This is a genomic window from Arthrobacter sp. CAU 1506 (genome assembly GCF_005047635.1).
GTDB lineage: Bacteria > Actinomycetota > Actinomycetes > Actinomycetales > Micrococcaceae > Crystallibacter.
The window spans coordinates 233,544-254,843 of the sequence record NZ_SUKC01000001.1 but is presented as its reverse complement, the minus strand read 5'-3'; the positions used below and the strand labels follow the sequence as shown (position 1 = coordinate 254,843).

The following is a 21,300-nucleotide window of genomic DNA, read 5'->3' as shown; positions in this document are numbered from 1 at the left end:
CAACATCCGGCCAGCTGTCGGCATCACCGGTTTACGCCGGCAGCTGGCTCAGGGAGGCCGTCTTCGGGCGGCCTCCCTTTTCGTCGCGCAGCGGGATGGCGACCCGGAACGTGGTGCCGGATCCGAGCACGCTGCTAAAGGTCAGCGTGCCGCCGTGTGCCTCGGCAATCGACTTGCTGATGGCCAACCCCAGCCCCAGGCCGGGGATCGCAGCTTGCCGGACAGAACTGGTCCGGAAAAACTTGGTGAAGACTTCAGCCTGGTCGGCTTCCGACATGCCCATTCCCGTGTCGCTGACCTCCAGCACGGCTGCGCCGTCGGATTCCAGCGCCCGCACGGTGACCCGGCCGCCACCGGGCGAGTATTTGATGGCGTTGGAGAGCAAGTTGTCCAGAACTTGTCCGATCCTGGTGGGATCGACGTCGGCTACGACCGGTTCGGCGGCATCGATCACCAATTCCACGCCGGCATGTTCTGCCCTGGGCAGCGCCGAGGCGACGCTGCCGGCCACGATTTCTGCCAGTGCGGTGCTGCGCGGTTCAATGCTCAGGGTGCCAGCCGCCGTGAAGAGCAGATCTTCCACAAGTTGGAGCAGGCGCTCGGAATTGCGCATCGCGATGGTGAGGGAATGGATGACGTGTTCCGGCAGCTGGTCGGCGTCCTCGAGCGCAAGATCCAGATAGCCCATGATGGAGGTCAGCGGTGTGCGAAGCTCGTGGGTGACGCTGGAGACGAACTCTTCCTTGACCGTGAGCGCGTTGACCAGGTCGGTGACGTCGCTGAAGGCCATGACGGTTCCGTCGAACCGGCCGGTGTCGTCCTGCATGGGGCGGGCCGTGCACAACATGGCGCGTTGGTTCTCGCCGGCGCCGATCCAGACCAAAACGTCCGAAAAGGTCTCCCCGCGCACGGCCCGGCGGATGGGCCGGTCCTCAAGGGCGAAGGGCGTTTTCCGGTCGGCTTCGAAGACCAGCAGGTCGGCCTCGTCCGGATTCTCGATTCCCTGCGGCATGGCCACCGAGCGGTCCCGCTGTTGTTGCACGTTGCTCAGAATGTCGCGCCCGTTGGCGTCGGTGACGAGGACGCCCACGGCGACGGCGTTCAAGACGGTATCCAGCCGGCGCACGTGGACCTTGCTCTCTTCCAGCAAGGCGCGCAGTTCGCGGTCTTTGCGCGCCAGGGTCAGTTGCTGCGCCGTCGAGCTCAAGGCGAAAACGGAGGCGGTGACGGACACCGTCAAGGTCACAATCGGGACCAGGGCCGGGCCGACCAGAGCTTCAGCCGTTACCGGCTCCGGTCCGGTGAACACCGGGATCCAGATGATCAGCAGCGGGGCAACAAAACTGATGAGGCGCGCAGCAGCGGGCGCGATTTCGGACCATGCCATCCAGAAAACCGGGAAGACGGCCAGCAGGCTGATCCCGGAAAGCTCCGACCCGCCGCCCTGGCGGAGGAATCCGATGGCAACGAAATCCAGCAGCGGGATCACCCAGTAGGAGGGGTAGGGCAGCCGATCCCAAGGCACCACGGCGCTGAGGATCAACAAGACGCCGACGCCGGCCAAACCTGCGATGAAGTGCGGGTTGGACAACAGTTCCGAGAAGAACACCGCAGCGAGCAAAGCCGTGAGCGCCACAGACACGCACAGCGGCAGATGGCTCAGGACGACCCGTGCACGGAGGGATAGCTCATGGAACTGCTGGCGGCCGATCAGCAATGACACCAGCGGGCTTGGTGCGGCAGACACGCTCGAAGATCCCCCTTCTCCGGGCAGCCCACCTGCCGGCTACTCTGCGGGGCACGGGCTGGCCATAACTGGTTCAGTATGGCACGGGCCTGGCTGCAGATAGCGGAACCGTACGCTGTGTGACGCGGGTCGCAACGGCAGCGCCGCAGCGGGCCGGAGGCAACCAGGAGTCAGCCGGTTGCGCCCCGGCCCTGCTGATAGACGTCCGGGATGCCGTCCTGGTCGGCATCGGCGGTCTCCAACTCCTCAACCTGGCGGTAATGCCGGTTGCGGGCACGCAGCAGGACCGCAGCCAGCACTGCCGAGGCCAGGGAACCGGCCAACACGGCCACCTTCGCGTGGTCGTGGTGTTCGGTGCCGAGCGTGAAGCTCAGGTCATTGACCAGCAGCGAAACGGTGAAGCCCACCCCGGCCAGCACCGCCACGCCGAGCACATCGATCCACTTCAGTGACGGATCCAGGCTGGCCTTGGTGGACTTTGTCAGCACCCAGGTGGTGAGCATGATGCCCAGCGGCTTGCCGATCACCAGTGCTGCGACGATGCCGATAGCCACCGAATCGGTGAAGGTGCGGCTGATGCCCTCCCAGCCTCCGAGGGCCACACCGGCGGCGAAGAATGCGAATACCGGCACCGCGAACCCGGTGGAGAGCGGCCGGAAGCGGTGTTCCAGTTGTTCTGCCAGCCCGGGGCCGGCGTCCGGGCCGCCGTGCTTCTTGCTGCGCAGCACCGGGACCATGAAGCCGAGCAGTACACCGGCAACAGTTGCGTGCACGCCGGAGGAGTGCATCAGCGCCCAGGTGACAATGCCGAGCGGAAGCAGGATCACCCAGGCCGCCAGATGGCGTTGGGCAAAGAACTTGGGGAATCTGTGGGTCAGGAACGCGAAGGCACCCAGCGGCAGCAACATCCACAGCAGGTACGGCACCTGGACGTCGGAGGAGTAGAAGAACGCGATGATGGCGATCGCGATCAGGTCGTCCATCACGGCCAGGGTCAGGATGAAGATCCTGAGCGCACTGGGCAGGTGCGAACTGATCACGGCAAGGACAGCGACGGCGAAGGCAATGTCCGTCGCCGTCGGAATGGCCCAGCCGCGCAGCGCTTCAGGACCGGCGCTCAGGTTCACGATCACGAAGATCAGGGCCGGCACCGCGACACCGCCGAAGGCCGCGGCAATGGGGACGATGGCCCGGGCCGGGGAACGGAGGTCGCCGGCCACGAACTCACGCTTGAGTTCCAAACCGGTCAGGAAGAAGAAGATCGCCAGCAAGCCGTCAGAGGCCCAGTGGCCGATGCTGAGGTTTAGGTGAAGGGGTTCGATGCCGACCTGGAAGTCGCGGATGGCGAAATAGCTGTCGGCTGCGGGCGAGTTGGCCCAGATGAGTGCCGCGACGGTTGCGATCAGCAGCAGGATCCCGCCCACCGTTTCCTTGCGCAGCAGTTCGCTGATCCGGAGGAACTCGGGATAGCTGCCGCGGCCCAGGATGGTTTTCTGGCCGGAAGGTGGGGGAGTTGCCATGCATGGCTCCTGACGGTTGGTCGCCCTGAGGGCTCGGTCGATTACCCGACGACCAGACTTCCCGTCACACCGTATGCCAGTTTACACGCCCGGCACGCACCGGCGCCGTCGTGCTTAAAGGCGCCGGGCGCGCAGCCAAGGGGGCAGATCCTGCCGTGCCCTTGGCTGCGCGCCCGGGAAGCCTTCAGCGTTGGCTCAGGCGTCGTGGTAGGTGTCGGAGCGCCCGATGATTTGCTTGGGAATGAAGAAGGCCAGCGTGAACAGGCCCAGTCCGATGGCGAACGCCGGGATGGGGCCGATGACCGATTCCAGGCTGAAGGCGTACAGGGAGCCGAAGAAGATCAGCATGATGATCACGAACGTGATGATGTTGCTGACCAAATGTCCCTCGCCCGAATGGGTGCGCTGCTTGGGATGGGCCATGGGGTGTTTCTCCTCAATAGTGCGATGCGGCATCAGTAGCCGCCGGCGGCTTGCTCACCCTTAACAATAGCCACTGATGAGCTGGCGCCAATTCGTGTTGCGCCGGCCCGGAGCATGGCGCGCGCGTCATCGATGGAACGCACGCCGCCGGAAGCCTTGACACCCAGGTGCGGACCCACGGCATCACGCATCAGCGCAATATCTTCGACGGTCGCGCCCCCGCCGCTGAATCCGGTGGAGGTCTTGACGAAGTCCGCGCCGGCCTCGGCCGCCGCTTCGCAGACCATCCGTTTTTGCTCGTCGGAGAGCAGATGGGTTTCCAGAATGACCTTGAGGATGGCGCCGCCGGCGTGGACGGCATCCGCCACCGCTGCTATGTCCGCCAAGACCGCGTCACGGTCATTCGCGCGGGCGGCGGCAATGTCGATCACCATATCGATCTCGTCGGCGCCGTCGAGGTTGGCGCCGCGGGCCTCATAAACCTTCACGTCGGTAGGCGTGGCACCGAACGGGAAGCCGATCACCGAGCAGGTCTTGACGCCGGACCCCTTGAGCGTGCTGTGCACCAGGGCAGTCCACAGGGGGTTCACGCAGACTGCGGCGAAGCGGTATTTAGCCGCCTCCTCGCAGACGGTGATGATGTCCTCGCGGGAAGCTTCAGGCTTCAGCAGGGTGTGGTCAATGACCGAAGCGATCGACGTCGGGTCGTGATAGGTCTCGCTCGGCGCGGATCCGGGTGTGCTGTCTTCAGACATGGCCATCCCTTTCATCTGCTGGGTCCAGGAACATCCATCCTTGCATATCGACGACACCTGCCGGGGGAGCCCAGCGCACAGCTCCGCCCGGGCAGGCGGCGCAGGGCCTACCTGTCAGTGCCTGCCGCCGGTCGGATGGCCGTGCTGCTCGGCGTCGCGCCGGTGCTCCTCGAGCTTGTCCTCGGCGTCCTTCCGCCGGCGGGCGATGGCACGCTCGTCGTCGGCCGGGCCGTGTTCTTCCGACGCCCTGTGTTCCGGCTTGTCGTCGGGACTCGGGTGCCTGCCCCCCGCGGCTGGCGAATAGTCCTCATCAATGGCCATTGCAGCATCGTCCCACAGTCGTGCCTAGCGCAAAAGGTGCTATTCCGCCAGTCCCAGGGCTGCGCGGATTTCCGCCTTGATCGCCTGCAGAGCGTCTGCCGCCGCGGCGCGCACGGCCGGCAGCTGCGCCGCCGATCCGACCGGCCGGATGACCTCCAGATAGCACTTGAGCTTGGGCTCGGTGCCGCTGGGCCGGATGATCACACGGGTCTGGTCCTGGCTGAGGAACAGCATCCCGTCGGTGGGCGGCAGCGCTTCGCTGCCCAGGGATAAGTCCGTGTGGGCCGTCACCGGGGACCCGGCGAATGACGACGGCGGCTGTTCGCGGAGCCGGTCCATCATGGCCGGAATCAGGGCCAGGTTTTCCACCCGGACGCTGAGCTGGTCGGTGGCGTGCAGCCCGTAGCGCAGGGCCAACTCGTCGAGCAGGTCGAAGACCGTGCGGCCGGAGGCATGCACGTCGGCGGCCAGCTCCGCGAGCAGCAGGGCCGCGGACATGCCGTCCTTGTCACGGACCAGATGCGGTGCCACGCAGTAGCCCAGGGCCTCCTCATAGCCATAGACCAGCCCCGGGACGCGGGAGATCCACTTGAAACCGGTGAGGGTCTCGACGTGTTCCACGCCCGCATCCGCCGCGATCTTGCCCAGCAGGCGGGACGAGACGATGGAATTGGCGAAGACGCGGCTTTGGCCGGGCGCACCGTTGTCCGGGGCCAGCTGGTCCTGACCGGCGAAGCGTGCCGCCATGTGGGCGCCGAGCAGGGCACCGACCTCGTCGCCGCGCAGCATCCGCCAAGCCCCGGTCCCGGGATCTTTGGCCGCCAGGGCAGCACGGTCGGCATCGGGGTCGTTGGCGATGACCAGATCGGCATCGACGTCCGCCGCGGTTTCCAAGGCCAGATCGATGGCTCCGGCTTCCTCCGGGTTGGGGAAGGCCACGGTGGGGAAAGCCGGATCGGGGTCCGCCTGCACGGCAACCATGGTGACGTCAGTGAATCCAGCCTGCTCAAAGACCGCCCGCATGGTGGCCCCGCCCACCCCGTGCATGGGGGTGAGCACGATCTTCAGTCCCCGCTGCGGGAACAGCCGGGCATCGGCCAGGGCGGTCACGGCCGCGGTGTAGTCATCGGCGATCGCGTCAGGCAGGACTGTCCAGCCCTCTGCCGCCAGCCGGATCGATTCCAATGCCGGGCCGTAGTCGATCCGGGCGGCGATCTCGGCGTCGTAGGGTGCCACAATCTGAGCCCCGCGCCCGCCTTCGTCCACGGCGCGTCCGCCCAGGTAGACCTTGTAGCCGTTGTCGTTGGCGGGGTTGTGGCTGGCGGTGACCATCACGCCCGCTTCGCAGCCCAGCGCCCGGACCGCGTACGCCAGCACCGGCGTCGGCAGGGCCGAGGGCATGAGGAAGGTCTCGATCCCGGCGGCAGTGAAGATGGCAGCGGATTCGGCGGCAAAAACGTCAGAATTCCGGCGCGCGTCGAAGCCGACCACGGCGCGCGGGGTGTACGCGCCGTCGGCGGTGTCCAGCAGGAACCGGGCCAGCCCGGCCGCGGTCCGGCGAACCACCACCCGGTTCATCCGGAACGGACCGGCGCCCAGGGCAGCCCGGAGTCCGGCCGTACCGAAAGCGAGGGGGCCGGAAAACCTGTCAGCCAGTTCTGCCCGGGCATCAGCGGCATCCGGGCCATCGCCGCCCGCAGCGGCCACCAAGTCCTGCAGTTCCTGCCGGGTCTGCGGGTCAGGGTCCGCCTCCAGCCAGGCGAGGGCAGCGGCCATGAGCTCGTCGGTTGTTGCGGTCAAGTCGCTTCCGTTCACAGCTTGGCGACGATGCCGGCCAGCAGCCTGGAGATCCGCGGTCCTGCGGCCTGTCCGGCTTCAATGACCTCGGCATGGCTCAGCGGAGTGTCGCTGATGCCGGCGGCCAGGTTGGTCACCAGTGAAATGCCGAAGACTTCCATGCCGGCATGACGGGCGGCAATGGACTCCAGCGCCGTCGACATGCCCACCAGATCGGCGCCGATCCGCTTGGCGTACTGGACTTCCGCCGGCGTTTCGTAGTGCGGGCCGGTGAACTGGGCGTACACGCCTTCGTCCAGGCTGGGGTCGACTTCCCGGGCCACAGCGCGCAGCCGCGCCGAGTAGAGGTCGGTCAGGTCGACGAACGTTGCCCCTTCCAGCGGTGAGGCGGCCGTGAGGTTGATGTGGTCGCTGATCAGCACCGGCGTCCCGGGTGCCCATGCCGGGTTGAGCCCGCCGCAGCCGTTGGTCACGACCAGGGTCTTGCAGCCGGCCGCTGCTGCGGTGCGGACGCCGTGGACGACGGCGCGCACACCCTTGCCCTCGTAGTAGTGGGTGCGGGCTCCGAGCACCAGAACACGTTTGCCGTCCGGGGTCAGGACGGACCGGATGGTGCCCACGTGGCCTTCTACGGCGGGGGCGGAGAACCCGGGGATGTCTGCGGCCGAAATCGTATGCGTGGTCTCGCCGATGAGGTCGGCGGCCTCGCCCCAGCCGGAGCCGAGCACCAGCGCCACGTCATGGGTATCAACGCCGGTCTGCTGGGCCAGGAAAGCGGCTGCCTCGGCGGCCAGTTCAAAGGGATCTGTAGTCACAGCACCTAACCTACCCGGTGCCCAACTGCTGCTGAAAGCACCGGGCGCGGCTCCGCCGTCGTCGAACGGACCTTCCGGAAGCCCGCGGCCGGCCCCAAGGCAGTCAGCACCCTGCTGCGCGTGCGGTGCAGGTTGAGGCCGTGAGGGGCATGCGACAGAATGAAGTCCGTGACAAGCCAAATAGATTTCAGTGCCCCGCGTCTGGCGATCCTGGGCGGGGGCCCCGGCGGGTATGAGGCGGCCATGGTGGCCAATTCGCTCGGCGCCAAGGTGACCATCATCGAGCGGCAGGGACTCGGCGGCTCGGCCGTGTTGACCGACGTGGTGCCGTCCAAGACCCTGATCGCCACCGCGGATGCCATGCGGCGGGTGGCCAGTGCCCATGACCTGGGTGTGCGGTTCGATGAGCATTCGAAGGCTGCCTACGCCGATCTGCGTACCGTGAACGACCGGTTGCTCAAGCTGGCCGAGAGCCAGTCGGCGGACATCCACCACGGCCTGGAACGTGCCGGCGTGCGGGTTATTCTGGGCGACGGCAAGCTGGCCGGGCCGAACACGATCGTCGTCACCACCGATTCGGGGACCCAGACCGTGGAAGCCGATGCCATCCTGCTGGCCACCGGCGCCACGCCGCGCGAACTGCCCACCGCCAAGCCCGACGGCGAACGGATTTTCAACTGGGCCCAGGTCTATAACCTGACCGAGATTCCCGAACATTTGATTGTGGTCGGGTCTGGCGTCACCGGAGCAGAGTTCGCCTCCGCCTACCGGATGCTGGGGACCCGGGTCACGCTGGTCTCCTCGCGTGACCGCGTACTGCCCGGCGAGGACGCGGACGCCGCCGCAGTGCTCGAGGACGTCTTCGCCCGCAGCGGCATGACGGTGCTCTCCAAGTCACGCGCCGCGGGGGTTGAGCGCACGGACGACGGCGTGCTGGTCACGCTGGCCGACGGGCGTGTGGTGGAGGGCTCGCACTGCCTGCTGGCCGTCGGCGGTGTGCCGAATACCGCCGGGATCGGGCTGGAAGAGGCCGGGGTTGCGCTGAGCGAGAGCGGCCACATCAAGGTGGATGGCGTCTCCCGCACCACGGCGCCGAACATTTACGCGGCGGGCGACTGCACCGGCGTGCTGGCCTTGGCATCAGTGGCCGCAATGCAGGGCCGGATCGCCGTGGCCCACCTGCTCGGCGACTACGTCAAGCCGCTGAAGCTGACCCAGGTGGCCTCCAACATCTTCACCAGCCCGGAAATTGCCACCGTCGGCGTTACTGAAGAAGATGTCGCCTCCGGTCGGTACCAGGGCGACATCATCAAGCTCTCGCTGAACACCAACGCACGGGCCAAGATGATGAACGTCTCCGACGGCTTCGTCAAGATCATCGCCCGCCGCGGTTCCGGCACCGTGATTGGGGGAGTGGTGGTGGCGCCGCGGGCCTCCGAACTGATCTTCCCGATCGCCTTGGCCGTCACGCAGAAGCTGCATGTGGACGATGTCGCCAACACCTTCACGGTGTACCCGTCGCTGACGGGCTCGATTTCCGAGGCCGCGAGGCGCCTGCACGTCCATCTGTAGGCGGCAGGTCCGCCGTCATTCCTGCATAAAGTGCGCCACATTGTCCGACTATGCGACTACAATCACCATTAAGTAGTGGTTGAAACGATGAACCATCGTAGATCGGTTGGGGGACAAGGAATGAGCGAGCAGCGAACTGCCGTCATTGTGGAGGACGACCTGGACATCAGGGAGCTGATCTCCACGGTGCTGTCCAGCTCCGGATTCACGGTTCATACTGCATCGTCCGGCATGGAAGGCGTGGCCGCGATCAAGCGCCACAATCCGGATGTTGTCACGCTGGATCTCGGCCTGCCGGACATCGACGGCTTCGAAGTCGCCCGCCAGGTGCGGCGCTTCAGCGATACCTACATCATTATGCTGACGGCGCGGGCCGAAGAGCTGGATACGTTGTTGGGCCTGGAAACGGGTGCCGATGATTACCTGACCAAGCCGTTCCGTCCCCGGGAACTGCGTGCCCGGATCACCGCCATGCTGCGGCGGCCGCGCGCCACCAAGGACAACGACGGCGGTGTCGCTGCAGGCGGGGAGACGCCCTCGGCCGACCTGGCCGCAACCAGCGCCGCCCCGATGCCGGAACCCGTCCTGCAAGCTGCCGGGGTGGGAGGCGGCGGGCAATCCGGCCTGCAGCTGTCACCGTCCGGCGTGGCACCGGCCGCCGCCGGAGCCGGCACGGTCCTTGCGGTCGCGGCCGAGGCCGGCGTCGAGTCCACCCATTCGGTGGCAGTTCCGACCGCAGACGGAGTGCTGGAGCACAACGGGATCGTCGTGGACAACCGTTCCCGGACGGTCATCCGCTCCGGACGCGAACTGGACCTGACCCGCAGCGAATTCGACCTGCTCTACGCGTTGATGGAGAGCGGGCGGGTGGTGCGGACGAAGGCCGACCTGGTTCGCCGGTTGCGCAACGAGCCGTACAACACGGGCGGCTACATTTCAGACTCCGACGAGCGCACGATTGAAGTGCACATGGCGAACCTCCGCCGCAAGCTCGGCGACGATACCAAGGCCCCGCGCTGGATCAAGACCGTCCGCGGTGTGGGCTACAGCTTGGCGCCGAAGCGGTAGGCGTCCCGTCACCGAGCGGCCACGGCCTCGGCCGCCGCTTCAGTGGCGGGGCTTGTGCTGGAAGGTGTCCGGTCCGCTACTGCGCCAGATGGTAGTTGCGCAGCTGTGCCGTGGTCGACATCCCGCACGCGCGCAGGTCATCCAGCAGCGTGGCGGCGGCATCGAACAGCTGTCCCTGGACCAGTCCTTCAAAGTGCTCGGCCATCCGGCCAAGTCGGCCTGCCCCCACCATGCTGCTGGAGATCTTCAAGCTGAGGATGGCATCCATGGCATCTTCGGCATCCCGCGCCAGCACTGCACCCGACACCCGGCCGTAGCGGTGCTCCCACAGCTCCACGTAATTAGTGATGAAGCGCCGGCGCATGCTGCCGTCATGATCGCCGAGATCCGTCGAGAGTTTCTCCAGCACGGAGTCCAGCACCAGCGGAACCTCTGCTGCCACGGCGGTCATGCCGTCCCCTCCGTGTTGGAAGCGGAAGGGCGCCCGGAATCGCACATGGGGCGGTGCTCCTTCCAACTGGTTGCGTTTTAGAACTACTTCTCATCGTAGGGGACTGCCGTGTCCAACCGGGGTGAGCGCGCCAAACCTTGGGTAACTCTTGAGCACCAATTTTGGCTGCTGCCCATTGGCGGGGCCGTGTGCGGCTCCGTCAGCGGGGCCGTGGGTGCCGCAGCGGGCGTCGCCGGATGCTGCCGGAATGCAGCCGGATGCGGACGGCGTCGCCGTGTCCCAGCCGTTGGCGCCTCGAGGCGCTCAGCGAAAACTGATGGAGTCTTTGGCAAACCTGATGCCCACCTTAAGGAGCCTCGGTCAGAGTTTTGTCAGAGGTCGCAGGTCGCATCAGGCCTGGACCTCGTCTCCGCAAGTCCACCATCCGTGGGGAACAGCAGCCCAGCACCTTGTGCATGGTCCGGAGGGAGTGCTCCGGCCGGGTCACGGTGCCGGGCTGCTGGTTCTCTATCTGCCGAGCCCGGCCCGCCGCAGAGCCTCGGCCATAGCCGTGTTGGCGGACGCTCCGCTACCGGACCCCCGCTGATCATGTCCGCCGGGCTTCTTGCCGTCCCGGCTGCCGGACCGGCCTCCACCCGAGCCCGAACGTGAGCCGTCCCTGCTGCCGCGTGCCTCCCCGGGACGGCCGGCCTGGCCAGCACCTCGGCGCTGCTCCCCGGCGGGCGCTTCGTCGTCGAGCCGAAGAGTCAGCGAGATGCGTTTCCGTTCCGGGTCGGCCTCCATGACCTTGACCTTCACCACTTGGCCGGACTTGACCACCTCGTGCGGATCCGAGACGAACTTGTCCGACATCGCGGAGATATGCACCAGACCGTCCTGATGCACACCGACATCCACGAAGGCGCCGAAAGCGGCCACGTTGGTCACGGTGCCTTCCAGCACCATGCCCGGCTTAAGGTCTGAAATCTTCTCCACGCCCTCGGTGAAGGTGGCGGCGGTGAAGTGCGGGCGTGGATCGCGTCCCGGCTTTTCCAGTTCGGAAATAATGTCCTGCACCGTGGGCAGGCCGAAGCTTTCGTCGACGAACTGCTGGGGGTCCAGCACGGCCAGCGACTGGCCTCCTCGCGCGGCCGCCGTGGCGGTGGTGCCGGCCGCGGCAAGGATCTTCCGGGCCACGCCGTACGCTTCCGGGTGCACGCTGGAAGCGTCAAGCGGCTCGGCCCCGCCGGTAATGCGCAGGAAGCCGGCGCACTGCTCGAAGGCCTTCTCGCCCAGCCGCGGCACCTTTTTGAGCTCGGCGCGCTTGGCGAACGGACCATTAACATTGCGGTAGGCGACGATGTTTTCGCTCAGTTGCGAGCCGAGTCCGGCCACCCGGGACAAGAGGGACGGCGAGGCAGTGTTCAGGTCCACGCCGACGGCGTTGACACAGTCTTCGACCACGGCGTTGAGCGACCGCTCCAGCTTGGTGGCGGTGACATCGTGCTGGTACTGCCCGACGCCGATGGACTTGGGGTCGATCTTGACCAGTTCGGCCAGCGGATCCTGCAGGCGGCGCGCGATCGAGACGGCACCGCGTAGCGAGACATCCAGTTCGGGCAGTTCCGCCGAGGCCAGTGCCGAGGCGGAATACACCGACGCCCCGGCCTCCGAGACCACCAGCTTCTGGAGCTTGCGGGTGGAACCCATCAGCTTGATCAGCTCGGTGGCCAGCTTGTCCGTCTCGCGTGAGGCGGTGCCGTTGCCAATGGCGACGAGCTCGACTGCATGCTTGTCCGCCAGCCGTGCCAGCGCGGCCAGGGACTCGTCCCATTTCTTGGCGGGAGCATGCGGGTAGATGGTGTCGGTGGCCACCACCTTGCCGGTCCCGTCGACCACGGCGACTTTCACGCCGGTGCGCAGCCCGGGATCCAGCCCCAAGGTGGCCCGGTTTCCGGCCGGCGCCGCCAGCAAAACGTCCCGGAGATTGGCAGCGAAGACCCGGACAGCCTCGTCTTCGGCTGCGGTAAAGAGCCGCACGCGGAGGTCGATGGCCAGCTTGACCAAGATCCGGCGCCACCCCAGCTGCGCGGTCTGCATCAGCCAGCGGTCTGCCGGCCGACCCTGATCCGCCACGCCCAGCCGCGATGCCACCGCGTTCTCAAACCGGCCGCGCGCCTGTGCGTAGTCCTCGGAATCCGCGGGGTTGCCCTCGCTGATGTCCAGGTTAAGTACCCCTTCTTTCTCGCCCCGAAGCAGGGCCAGCACGCGGTGCGATGGAAGGCCGGAGGGGTCCTGGGCGAAGTCGAAGTAGTCGGCAAATTTTTGCCCGGTTTCCGCCTGGCCTTCGCGGACCTCGGCCCGGACCAGGCCCTGCTTCCACAGCCGTTCCCGCAATTCGGAGACCAGATCGGGATCCTGGCTGATCTGCTCCACCAGAATGGCCCGCGCGCCGGCCAGGGCATCCGCCGGCTCGTTGATGGCGTGCTCGGGATTGAGGAATTGCGCCGCGGCGGCCAGCGGATCCTGCGAGGGGTCGGCCTGCAGGCCCATGGCAAGCGGCTCCAGCCCGGCCTCGCGGGCGATCTGGGCCTTGGTGCGCCGCTTGGATTTGTAGGGCAGGTAAATATCCTCGAGCCGGGCCTTGGTATCCGCTGCGTTGACGGCGGCTTCCAGCTCAGTCGTCAGTTTGCCCTGGGCGGCAATGGCCTCCAGCACAGCGCGACGGCGGTCTTCCAGCTCGCGCAGATAGCGGAGCCGTTCTTCGAGATCGCGCAGTTGGGCGTCGTCCAGCGTCCCGGTGGCTTCCTTACGGTAGCGGGCGATGAACGGGACCGTGGCACCGCCGTCGAGCATTTCCACCGCCGCCTTGACCTGCCAGACATTGACTCCCAGCTCCTGGGCGAGCTGGGCATAGATCCGCGCATTGAGGGCGGCTGGATCAGGAGCAGGCAGAGTCGTGAGGAGGGCGGGCTGTGCAGGCGCTGATGTTTCGGTCACCGATCCATTGTGCCGCATGGGCTGGCTGCCTTACCTGCCGGGATAGTAGAAGGCGTAGTCATCGTAGGGGTCGCGCCAACTGGATTCGTCCCGGTGGATGCGCCGGACCTTGCCGGCCGGTACCCACGCCGTCCGGGCCGACCCCTGCACATCAATCCACTTCAGCTGCACGCTGGTCCGGTCCCAGGAGACTGCCTTGGCGTGAAGCGTGGTGCCGTCCAGATCCACCTGCACGTACGGCTCACGGCAGTAGGGTGCGCGCACGGTCTGTGACGGGTGCGCAATGGCGCCGGGGACACGTCCGCCGTGCGAGCTGGCGTACCTGCTGGCAGTCATCACATCGACTTTGTTCATGGTGGCAGGCTGTCAGCCGGTCCGGACATTTTTGGCGGCAGGACACTGACGTCGGGCATCCGCACGTCGGGACCTGCGCTATCTTTGCCCGCCTGCCCTGTGGTCTGGCTAACAGCAGACACCGCTTAGCTGCTCCGACGAATGCAGTCACCGCAGCATGCCCTCTATATGTGATCTACGGCTCCCTACCACGACCGTCCACATAATGAAATGGATGTCCGAAGTGCGGACTCTTCAGCATAGAATCTATGCGATATTCATCCGAGCGAAAGCCGTTATTCAATGTCCACACCAGCACCAGTCACCCAGGGGGCGCCGGCCGCGCCGGTGAACTCCCGTGGCCGCGTCATCGTCGCCAGCCTTGTCGGCACGTCTATCGAGTTCTACGACTTCTACGTCTATGCCACCGCAGCCGTGCTCGTTTTCCCGGCGCTGTTCTTCCCGAATGCCAGCGGCGCCGTCGCACTGCTGAGCTCGTTCGCGGTCTTTGGCGTGGCGTTCATCGCGCGCCCGCTGGGATCGATTGTTTTCGGGCACTTCGGCGACAAGTACGGCCGCAAGGGCACCCTGGTGGCATCCCTGCTCACCATGGGCATCGCCACGTTCCTGATCGGCTGCCTGCCCACCGCGCAGGTGGACGGTTGGTCCTTCTGGGCGCCGGCCCTGCTGGTCGTGATGCGCTTTGCCCAGGGCCTGGCCCTCGGCGGCGAATGGAGCGGTGCCGCACTGCTGGCGACCGAAAACGCGCCGGCTAACAAGCGGGCCATCTACGGCACGTTCCCGCAGCTGGGAGCGCCGATCGGGTTCATCATCGCCAATTCGCTGTTCCTGCTGTTGAGCATCAACCTGAGCAATGACCAGTTCATGGCCTGGGGTTGGCGCATTCCGTTCCTGGCCAGCGCCGTGATGGTGATCATCGGTCTGTGGGTCCGGCTGAAACTGGTGGAAACCCCGGCCTTCCAGAAGGTAGTGGACAAGGGCGAAGTGACCAAGCTGCCGCTGGGCCGCGTGTTCAAGACCAGCTGGCGCCAGCTGATCTTGGGCACGTTCATCATGCTGGCGACGTACGTGTTGTTCTACCTGATGACCACCTTCACGCTCTCCTACGGCACCGCCGCCACCAACACGGCGGACGCTGCCGCGGCGGCCGAAGCGGCTGGAAAGCCGTTCGACCCGGACACCTTCGCCGCCGGCCTGGGCTATGCCCGCAACGACTTCCTGCTGATGCTGATCATCGGCGTGGTGTTCTTCGGAATCTTCACGCTGGTGGCTGGTCCGCTCGCCGAGAAGTTTGGCCGGAGGAAGACCTTGATTTGGGTGTCACTGGGCATTGTGGCCTTCGGTTTCCTCTGGGTGCCGCTGTTTGGCGGCGGCTTCGCTGGCACCATGGCCCACCTGATCATCGGGTTCACCCTGATGGGCCTGACCTTCGGACCGATGGGAGCGATTCTGCCGGAGCTGTTCCCGACCAACGTGCGCTACACCGGCTCCGCCGTGGCCTACAACTTCTCGTCGATCCTCGGCGCTTCGGTGGCTCCGTTCATCGCGGTGGCGCTGTGGCAGGCCGCAGACGGAAGTACCTTCCTGGTTGGCCTCTACCTCAGCGCAGCCGCAGTGCTGACCTTGATCGCGCTGCTGCTCAGCAAGGAAACCAAGGACATGGACTACGAGAACCAGTCAAGCTGATTGGTCCGTTGGACACACGGGAGGACCCGCGGCCGGTGGCCGCGGGTCCTCCTTTGTTTACTGGCTCAATGCCCCCTATTCAGCAGCTAGCGGGTTGGCCGGGCTGGGCACTATACCGGTGGCGTTGGAGCGGGCCGTCTCGGCCTGTCCGCGGTCATCGGTGTAGCTGATGGTGAGCCGGATCTGGTGGTCCTGCTGCGCCGTGGTCACGATGAACGTGTTGGCGGTAGCACCGTTTCCGGTTGCACCGGGGATGTCGGCCCAGGTGGAGCCGTCGGCGCTCTGCTGCCAGGTGTAGACGCCACCCGGCTCTTCCAGAACGCTTTCGGCGCCGTCGGCGTCCTCCAGTTGCTGGCTGATCCGCAGAATGTCACCAACACTCGGATTAGCCGGTGCGATTGTCAGCCCCGTGGGTGCATCATTGATGTTCGCCACCTCTTCCGTTGCGTCGGAGGCAATCTGCTCGTGGATTCCAGCGCCGTCCACGTAGGTCACCAGGACACGGACCGGGAAACCGACCTCGGCATCGCCAAGGGTGAATTTGCCCGTTTCGTTCGCCTGCGTAGTGACCCACATGTTGGTGAAGGGATCCGTACCGGCCTCGGTCAGGATCTGCAACGAGTAGGTCAGCTTCGAATCGATGCCGTCAGAGTCGGTGACTCCGGAGGCGTCGGTGGTGAGCGTGCCGTTCTCGGTGATCGGATCCGTGTAGTTGAGGACAACTTCGCCCTCGGCTTGGCCGCAGTTTCCGGTGGTACCCAGCGGCAGGCAGACAACCGAGTCGTTGAACTTCAGCCGTTCGATGTTCCGGACCACGTTGGCCATCTCCGGAGCTTCCAAGGTGTTGGAAACCTCGAAGACGCCCGGCTCGAGTTCCGTGATGGTGTAATCCTCACGGATGCCCTCGAACACCGCGGTGTCAATGACGCCCGGCTGGTTCTCCAGCTGCTTGATCTCGCGGACGATGTGCAGGTCGCCCGGGTTGATCTGGCCCCTGAACACCCTGGTGGTGAAGGCACTCATCGAGTTGGCGGATTCCACCGGGCCGCCAGCCGGGCGGTGCTCCACCCGAACGTTCAGCCAGGCATCGCCGTCGACGAAGTTGCGCCCTTGCCGCGGTTCGATCAGGTCGCTGCCCAAACCGCCGATGATGATGTTGTTGTTCACATCGCCGTCGTAGCTGACCGGATCATCCTTCAGGAACGGGCGGGCATACTCGGGAACGGCTCCGCCGCCGAGCAGGTCGCGCAGGCCGGCAATCCGGTCCAGGTTCTCCTGGGTCAGATCGTGGCCGTAGCCGATTTGCTCGTTGCCGAAGGTCAGGTCGATGCCGCCTTGGGAGCCGCGCAGAATATCGTTGCCGTTGCCGCCGGACAGTGCCTCGGTTTGCAGGTACCGGTCACGGATACCCGTGAGGTCCTGCGGCATGCCGACGATGAAGCCCATGTCGGCGTTGACCATGTTCGGCTGGTTCTTGTAGCTCACCCAGTCGAACCCGAGGACACCGGAGAACCGTTCGGTGCCCGGACCGGCGATCATGATGTCGTCGCCGCCTTCGGCATCAAAATCGGTGTTTCCGCCGTTGCTGATGATCACGTCGTGACCGCCGTGGTACAGGTTGGGGTCATTGAACAACGTGTTGCCCATATCGCCCTGCAGCAGATCCGCGTTTCCACCGCCTTCCAGCCAGTCGTTGCCCTCGTCGCCGTACATCGTGTCGCGCCCGGTTGAACCCAACATGAAGTCGTCGCCGAGGCCGCCGTGGGCGGTCACCCCGTCATGGCCGCCGAGCATGAAGTCCTTGCCCGAGCCGCCGAAGGTCAGGTCGGCAATGCCCGGTCCGGGGTTGAGCGCGTCGTTGCCCGCTTCACCCTGGAGCCTGTCGCCGTCGCCGAACAGGTCGGTGATGATGTCGTTGCCATCGCCGCCCATGAGCGCGTCGATGCCATCGTCGCCTTCGAGCCGGTCGTTGCCGCCCTTGCCCCAGATGGAGTCATCGCCCAAGCCTCCGCGGATAGTGGAGGGCTGGTCGGTGTCCTGGATGGTGACGTGCTCCGCGCCGGTGAAGCGCCATCCGTTGGCCTGGCTACCGGTCAACCCGGCAGCGTTCAGGTCCGCCTGCGAGCTGTCCAGATCGAAGGTCAGCTGCGGCGCCGCGAACACGTCGTGCGGCACACGGTCCGCGGTGGTGTTCCGGATGACGAGCTGGGAGAGCGAGTTGGCCTCCAAGGAGTGGAACAGCGTGTTGCCCAGATTGCGGGTCAGGTAGTAGAAACGGTCGCCGTTCTGCAAATCTTCGAGCTGCTTCTCGAACACGTAGTTGAACGTGGCCCCGAGCATGCCGCCGAAGATGTAAGGCTTCTCCGCCAGGCCTCCCATCCAGAAATCGACGTCGTCGAGACCGGTCTCTGCAGCGGGGGCGTTCATGAAGTCCGTGTCCGCTGCCAAGGCCTCGCCGGCGGCGCGCTTGGCTTTCAGCGTGGTTGCCTCCTGCACCGACGGGTGGATGCCGTAGGCCGCGATGAAGTTGGAGATGGACTCCGGGTTCTTCATCGAGAGCCGGAAGTCTTCCCAGCTTTCATACGGCTGCAGGGTCGGATCGCCGGACTGCTCGAAGAACGTCGCCCGGGCTGCCTGCATCCCGGGCGTGCCGGTGTCACGAGCACGCATCATATTGATGGCGGGCAGATCCAGCGGCAAGCCCAGCAACTGGTTCCGCAGCGTATCGGTGACGAACTCATCGATGCCGTTGGCGGTCTGGTTGGCCAGGCCCTTCAGAACGGATCCTGCAGCTTCTTCTCCGCTGAGCGCTGTGCCGTCCGGCGCCGTCCCGTAGGCCTTCGGATTCAGGAACGCGTCGAACAACGGAATGTCGACAATCTCTCCGTTGACCTCGCGCGGCAGCGTCTCGCGCAGCATCGAGTGCCCGAACCGGTAGACCACATGCGCGAACTCAGCGTTGATGGCCGAGTTCACCTGCGGCTGGTAGGAGTTCTCGTTCAGGACTACCGCGTCGATCGACGGGGCAATCCGCCGCGCGAACTCTTCGAACACCAGGTGCTGGTACTGCATCTCGGTCATGAACCGGGCCGCCTGGAAGAGCCGTTCGCCGTAGTCCCAGAAGCCGTCGGCCTCGTAGCGGGCCTGCAACTCCTCGGGCATGGTCTGCAGCTCATCATGGATCTGTTGCATCATTCGGTTGTGCTCGGCGTGGAACACATGGTGGACCGAGGTCAGACCGATGTTCTCGTTGCCGCGGCCGTCGCCGGTGATGAAGTGCTCGCCGAGGGCCACGTTGTCGTAGCCCGGGATAACCGGGCCGCCCGGGTTATTCGGATCTACCGGCCGGTCCGGTGCGGGTGTCGCACCATGGGCGATGTCGTCCAGGAAGGACACGTTCGCTGTCTCCCCGTCGGTGGCTACCGGGTTGTCGCGGTTGCCTTCGATGAAGCCGCCCTCGTCGGCGATCTGGGCCTGGCCGTTGGCGCCCAGAATCAGGTGGCCGTACGGGTCGGTTGCCAGCAGCGGCACATCCAGGGCGTCAAAGTCGTCCATCTCGAAGCCGAGGACGTCCCGCGCCTGATTCTTGACGTCGTTCCACGTCGGCAGTCCGCCGTTCACTCCGTTGAGGATGCGGCCGGTGGGCTTCGGGCTTCCGTCGGGGCCGACCTCGTACTGCCGCATGAACGCGTTGTGCGCGGCGTGCGAGCCGTAGGTCTGGTTCTGGTCCACGAACGGGGTGGTGCGGTTGGTGTGTTCGCGGCCTTCGCCGTCGGCGATGGTGGCCCGGCTCAGCGTGAGGAAGTTGGTGCGCGATCCTTCCACGTACAGCGGATCGTCTTCCTTCAACGGGACGACGATCGTGCCGTTGCCGCCCTTTTCCACCAGGTCCAGGCCGTGGTCGAAGAACTGGCCGAAGATCACGAACAGCGATGTCGCGGAGGCGGAGAGGCCTTCGTCGGTAGCGATGTCCGGGATGAATACGTTGGTTCCCGTGGTCAACGCCTGGGCCTCCTGCAGGATGGCGTCGCTGACCGTTGCGGTTCCGCCCAGGACGTTGATGCGCTGTGGGCTCAGCCGCGCGATCTCGGCGGCAACGCTGGCAGGAATGGCACCCCCGGAGGGGACCAACAGGATGGGAGCCTTCTTTAGCGCGGCAGCCGGGATGGCAGCCAGCGCATCCGGAAAGTTCTCGCCGGTCGCAAGCCAGACCTCAGAGGTTGACGCGTCGTAAGTGGCAGCGGAAATCATTGCTGCGGTCTCGTACCGGGTCGCTCCGCCCAAACGGGTCACCGTCCCGCCATTGGCGTAGGCAGCCAAGTCGGTCTCGACCTGGCTGCTGATGGTTGCCGCGCCGCCCAGCACCACAATCTCGCTTGGTGCCAGCCGGGTCAGTTCTGCCGCGGTCGGGGCCGGGATGTCCTGTGTATTGACCAACAGGATCGGGTGCCCGTCACGAGCGGCCGGAGCCGCGGCGGCGAGGGCATCCGGGAAATTGTGGCCGAAGGCGATGTAGACCTTGTCCGCTCCGTCCGGGAAAGCGTCCGCGCTGAGCCGTGCCGCAGTCTCAAAGCGAGTGTCTCCGGAAATCCGCTCAACGGTTGCCTCCGGATGCGACGAGGTCAGTTGGTCGAGCACGCCATTGCTGACAATCCCTTCGCCACCCACCACAACAATGCGTTCGGGCTGTAGACGAGCCAGTTCATCTGCCGTGGCCTGCGGAATTCCACCACCAGTCACCAGCAGAAGCGGCCCCTTGCCGGCGCTCGCAGCCGGTCCGGCCGCCAGCGCGTCGGGGAAGTTTTCCCCGGTGGCCAGGTAGACCACGGGCACATTCGGCGCGAAGTTCGCCTTGCTGACCTGAGCGGCCGTGTCATAACGGTCCAGGCCGGCGGTCCGGCGTGCTTCGCCCGTCCCTTCGATGGAAGCGCCCTCGATCCGCTCGGCGGCACTGACGGCTGCCGGGTTGGACGTCGTTTGGTCGACGATGAGGTTGCTGATGGTGCGCGGTTGCGAGTCGTAGACAAAGCCGTCGGTCTGCTCGTAACTGGTCATTGGGCCGGGAGTGGGCAAATTGTTGCCCGGGGCAAAAGGCGGAGTGACTTCTGCCTGCTTATAGTCAGCCTCCAACAACCGGGGGAACGTCGTGCCCGCCGTGCCGTAGCCGTCTTGGCCGGGCATCAGGTTGTTCCACCGTCCGTCGACCGTGCGCAGGCCAAACGGCAGCAACGGCGATCCCACGCAGGGATCGCCGTCGAGGTCGTAATGAGTCTGCTCGGGGACATTGAAGGTCGATGTCGATTTGCACAGCGGCGACGAGTTCGGGTTGGTCAGGGTGTCCTCGGCGTGCGCCTCGGAAATGTCGATCTGCTTGATGATGAATTCCAGATCTCCCTGCGAAACATTGAAGTCCTGGCCCGGCGGCGGTGCCGCCGCAGCCACTCCGCCGGGTAGCATCACCCCGGACAGAATGACGGCGCTGCCGGTGGCCAGCGCTGCCAGACTGAGACTTGTTCGGCGGCCCGGTGACCGGTGCCGCGGTGAGTTGCCCATTTTTTCTCCCCATCTCAGGGGGCCCGGCTCTTGGGCGCCGAACCCGCAAAGCAATGGCCGTTGCTGCCGGACTGGTGCGCAGACCGGCAGGGCCACTGGTGTGGAGGTTGTCACGGGCACCCTTGGGAAAACCTGCGGGCATGTACGCGGCGGCAGGGCAAGGCAGCTCCGCTGGCAGGAGCGGGGCACAGCAAAGGCCCGCCGCCCCGGAGGGGACGGCGGGCCGGAAACCGCTGAAGGAGCAGCTCAAGCGGTCACA

14 protein-coding genes are annotated in these 21,300 nt (G+C 65.8%); 3 read left to right on the top strand and 11 right to left on the bottom strand.

What is annotated here, in order from left to right; genetic code table 11:
- Positions 1-31: 31 nt before the first annotated feature.
- The 7 genes from E4J89_RS01125 to E4J89_RS01095 all read right to left on the bottom strand — a co-directional run bounded on the left by E4J89_RS01125 (position 32) and on the right by E4J89_RS01095 (position 7,378).
- Complete coding sequence (locus E4J89_RS01125; protein WP_240691614.1) at positions 32-1,747, bottom strand: PAS domain-containing sensor histidine kinase; 1,716 nt, start codon at positions 1,745-1,747, stop codon at positions 32-34.
- Positions 1,748-1,917: 170 nt separating this feature from the next.
- Positions 1,918-3,267 (bottom strand): Na+/H+ antiporter NhaA, encoded by a 1,350-nt coding sequence (gene nhaA / locus E4J89_RS01120; protein WP_136784250.1) that lies wholly within the window; start codon positions 3,265-3,267, stop codon positions 1,918-1,920.
- A gap of 195 nt (positions 3,268-3,462) precedes the next feature.
- Positions 3,463-3,690 (bottom strand): hypothetical protein, encoded by a 228-nt coding sequence (locus E4J89_RS01115; protein WP_136784249.1) that lies wholly within the window; start codon positions 3,688-3,690, stop codon positions 3,463-3,465.
- A 32-nt stretch (positions 3,691-3,722) separates the two neighbouring features.
- On the bottom strand, positions 3,723-4,445 hold the full coding sequence (deoC, locus tag E4J89_RS01110) for a deoxyribose-phosphate aldolase (RefSeq protein WP_136784248.1): 723 nt from the start codon (positions 4,443-4,445) through the stop codon (positions 3,723-3,725).
- Between the two features lie 114 nt (positions 4,446-4,559).
- On the bottom strand, positions 4,560-4,766 hold the full coding sequence (locus E4J89_RS01105) for a hypothetical protein (RefSeq protein ID WP_136784247.1): 207 nt from the start codon (positions 4,764-4,766) through the stop codon (positions 4,560-4,562).
- Positions 4,767-4,805: 39 nt separating this feature from the next.
- Complete coding sequence (locus E4J89_RS01100) at positions 4,806-6,542, bottom strand: phospho-sugar mutase (protein ID WP_136784548.1); 1,737 nt, start codon at positions 6,540-6,542, stop codon at positions 4,806-4,808.
- Positions 6,543-6,577: 35 nt separating this feature from the next.
- A complete protein-coding gene (locus tag E4J89_RS01095) occupies positions 6,578-7,378 on the bottom strand; it encodes a purine-nucleoside phosphorylase (RefSeq protein ID WP_136784246.1) in 801 nt (266 codons plus the stop codon).
- Positions 7,379-7,546: 168 nt separating this feature from the next.
- On the opposite strand from E4J89_RS01095, the gene E4J89_RS01090 reads away from it, so the two are divergent.
- Together E4J89_RS01090 and E4J89_RS01085 are read left to right on the top strand one after the other, a co-directional pair.
- Positions 7,547-8,950 (top strand): NAD(P)H-quinone dehydrogenase, encoded by a 1,404-nt coding sequence (locus tag E4J89_RS01090; protein WP_136784245.1) that lies wholly within the window; start codon positions 7,547-7,549, stop codon positions 8,948-8,950.
- A gap of 120 nt (positions 8,951-9,070) precedes the next feature.
- A complete protein-coding gene (locus E4J89_RS01085) occupies positions 9,071-10,018 on the top strand; it encodes a response regulator transcription factor (RefSeq protein WP_136784244.1) in 948 nt (315 codons plus the stop codon).
- A gap of 76 nt (positions 10,019-10,094) precedes the next feature.
- On the opposite strand, the gene E4J89_RS01080 is transcribed toward E4J89_RS01085, so the two are convergent.
- From E4J89_RS01080 to E4J89_RS01070, 3 genes are all read right to left on the bottom strand, one after another.
- A complete protein-coding gene (locus E4J89_RS01080; protein ID WP_136784243.1) occupies positions 10,095-10,469 on the bottom strand; it encodes a hypothetical protein in 375 nt (124 codons plus the stop codon).
- Positions 10,470-10,976: 507 nt separating this feature from the next.
- The gene (locus tag E4J89_RS01075; RefSeq protein WP_240691649.1) at positions 10,977-13,403 is read right to left on the bottom strand and encodes a Tex family protein; all 2,427 of its coding nucleotides are present in this window, start codon (positions 13,401-13,403) and stop codon (positions 10,977-10,979) included.
- Between the two features lie 75 nt (positions 13,404-13,478).
- Positions 13,479-13,802: a hypothetical protein gene (locus E4J89_RS01070; RefSeq protein ID WP_136784241.1), complete on the bottom strand. Its 324-nt coding sequence runs from the start codon at positions 13,800-13,802 to the stop codon at positions 13,479-13,481.
- A gap of 282 nt (positions 13,803-14,084) precedes the next feature.
- Here E4J89_RS01070 and E4J89_RS01065 point away from each other — a divergent pair, with 282 nt between their 5' ends.
- Positions 14,085-15,488: an MFS transporter gene (locus tag E4J89_RS01065; RefSeq protein ID WP_136784240.1), complete on the top strand. Its 1,404-nt coding sequence runs from the start codon at positions 14,085-14,087 to the stop codon at positions 15,486-15,488.
- Positions 15,489-15,563: 75 nt separating this feature from the next.
- Here E4J89_RS01065 and E4J89_RS01060 read toward each other — a convergent pair whose 3' ends face one another.
- A complete protein-coding gene (locus E4J89_RS01060; RefSeq protein ID WP_136784239.1) occupies positions 15,564-21,041 on the bottom strand; it encodes a peroxidase family protein in 5,478 nt (1,825 codons plus the stop codon).
- Positions 21,042-21,300 lie beyond the last annotated feature (259 nt).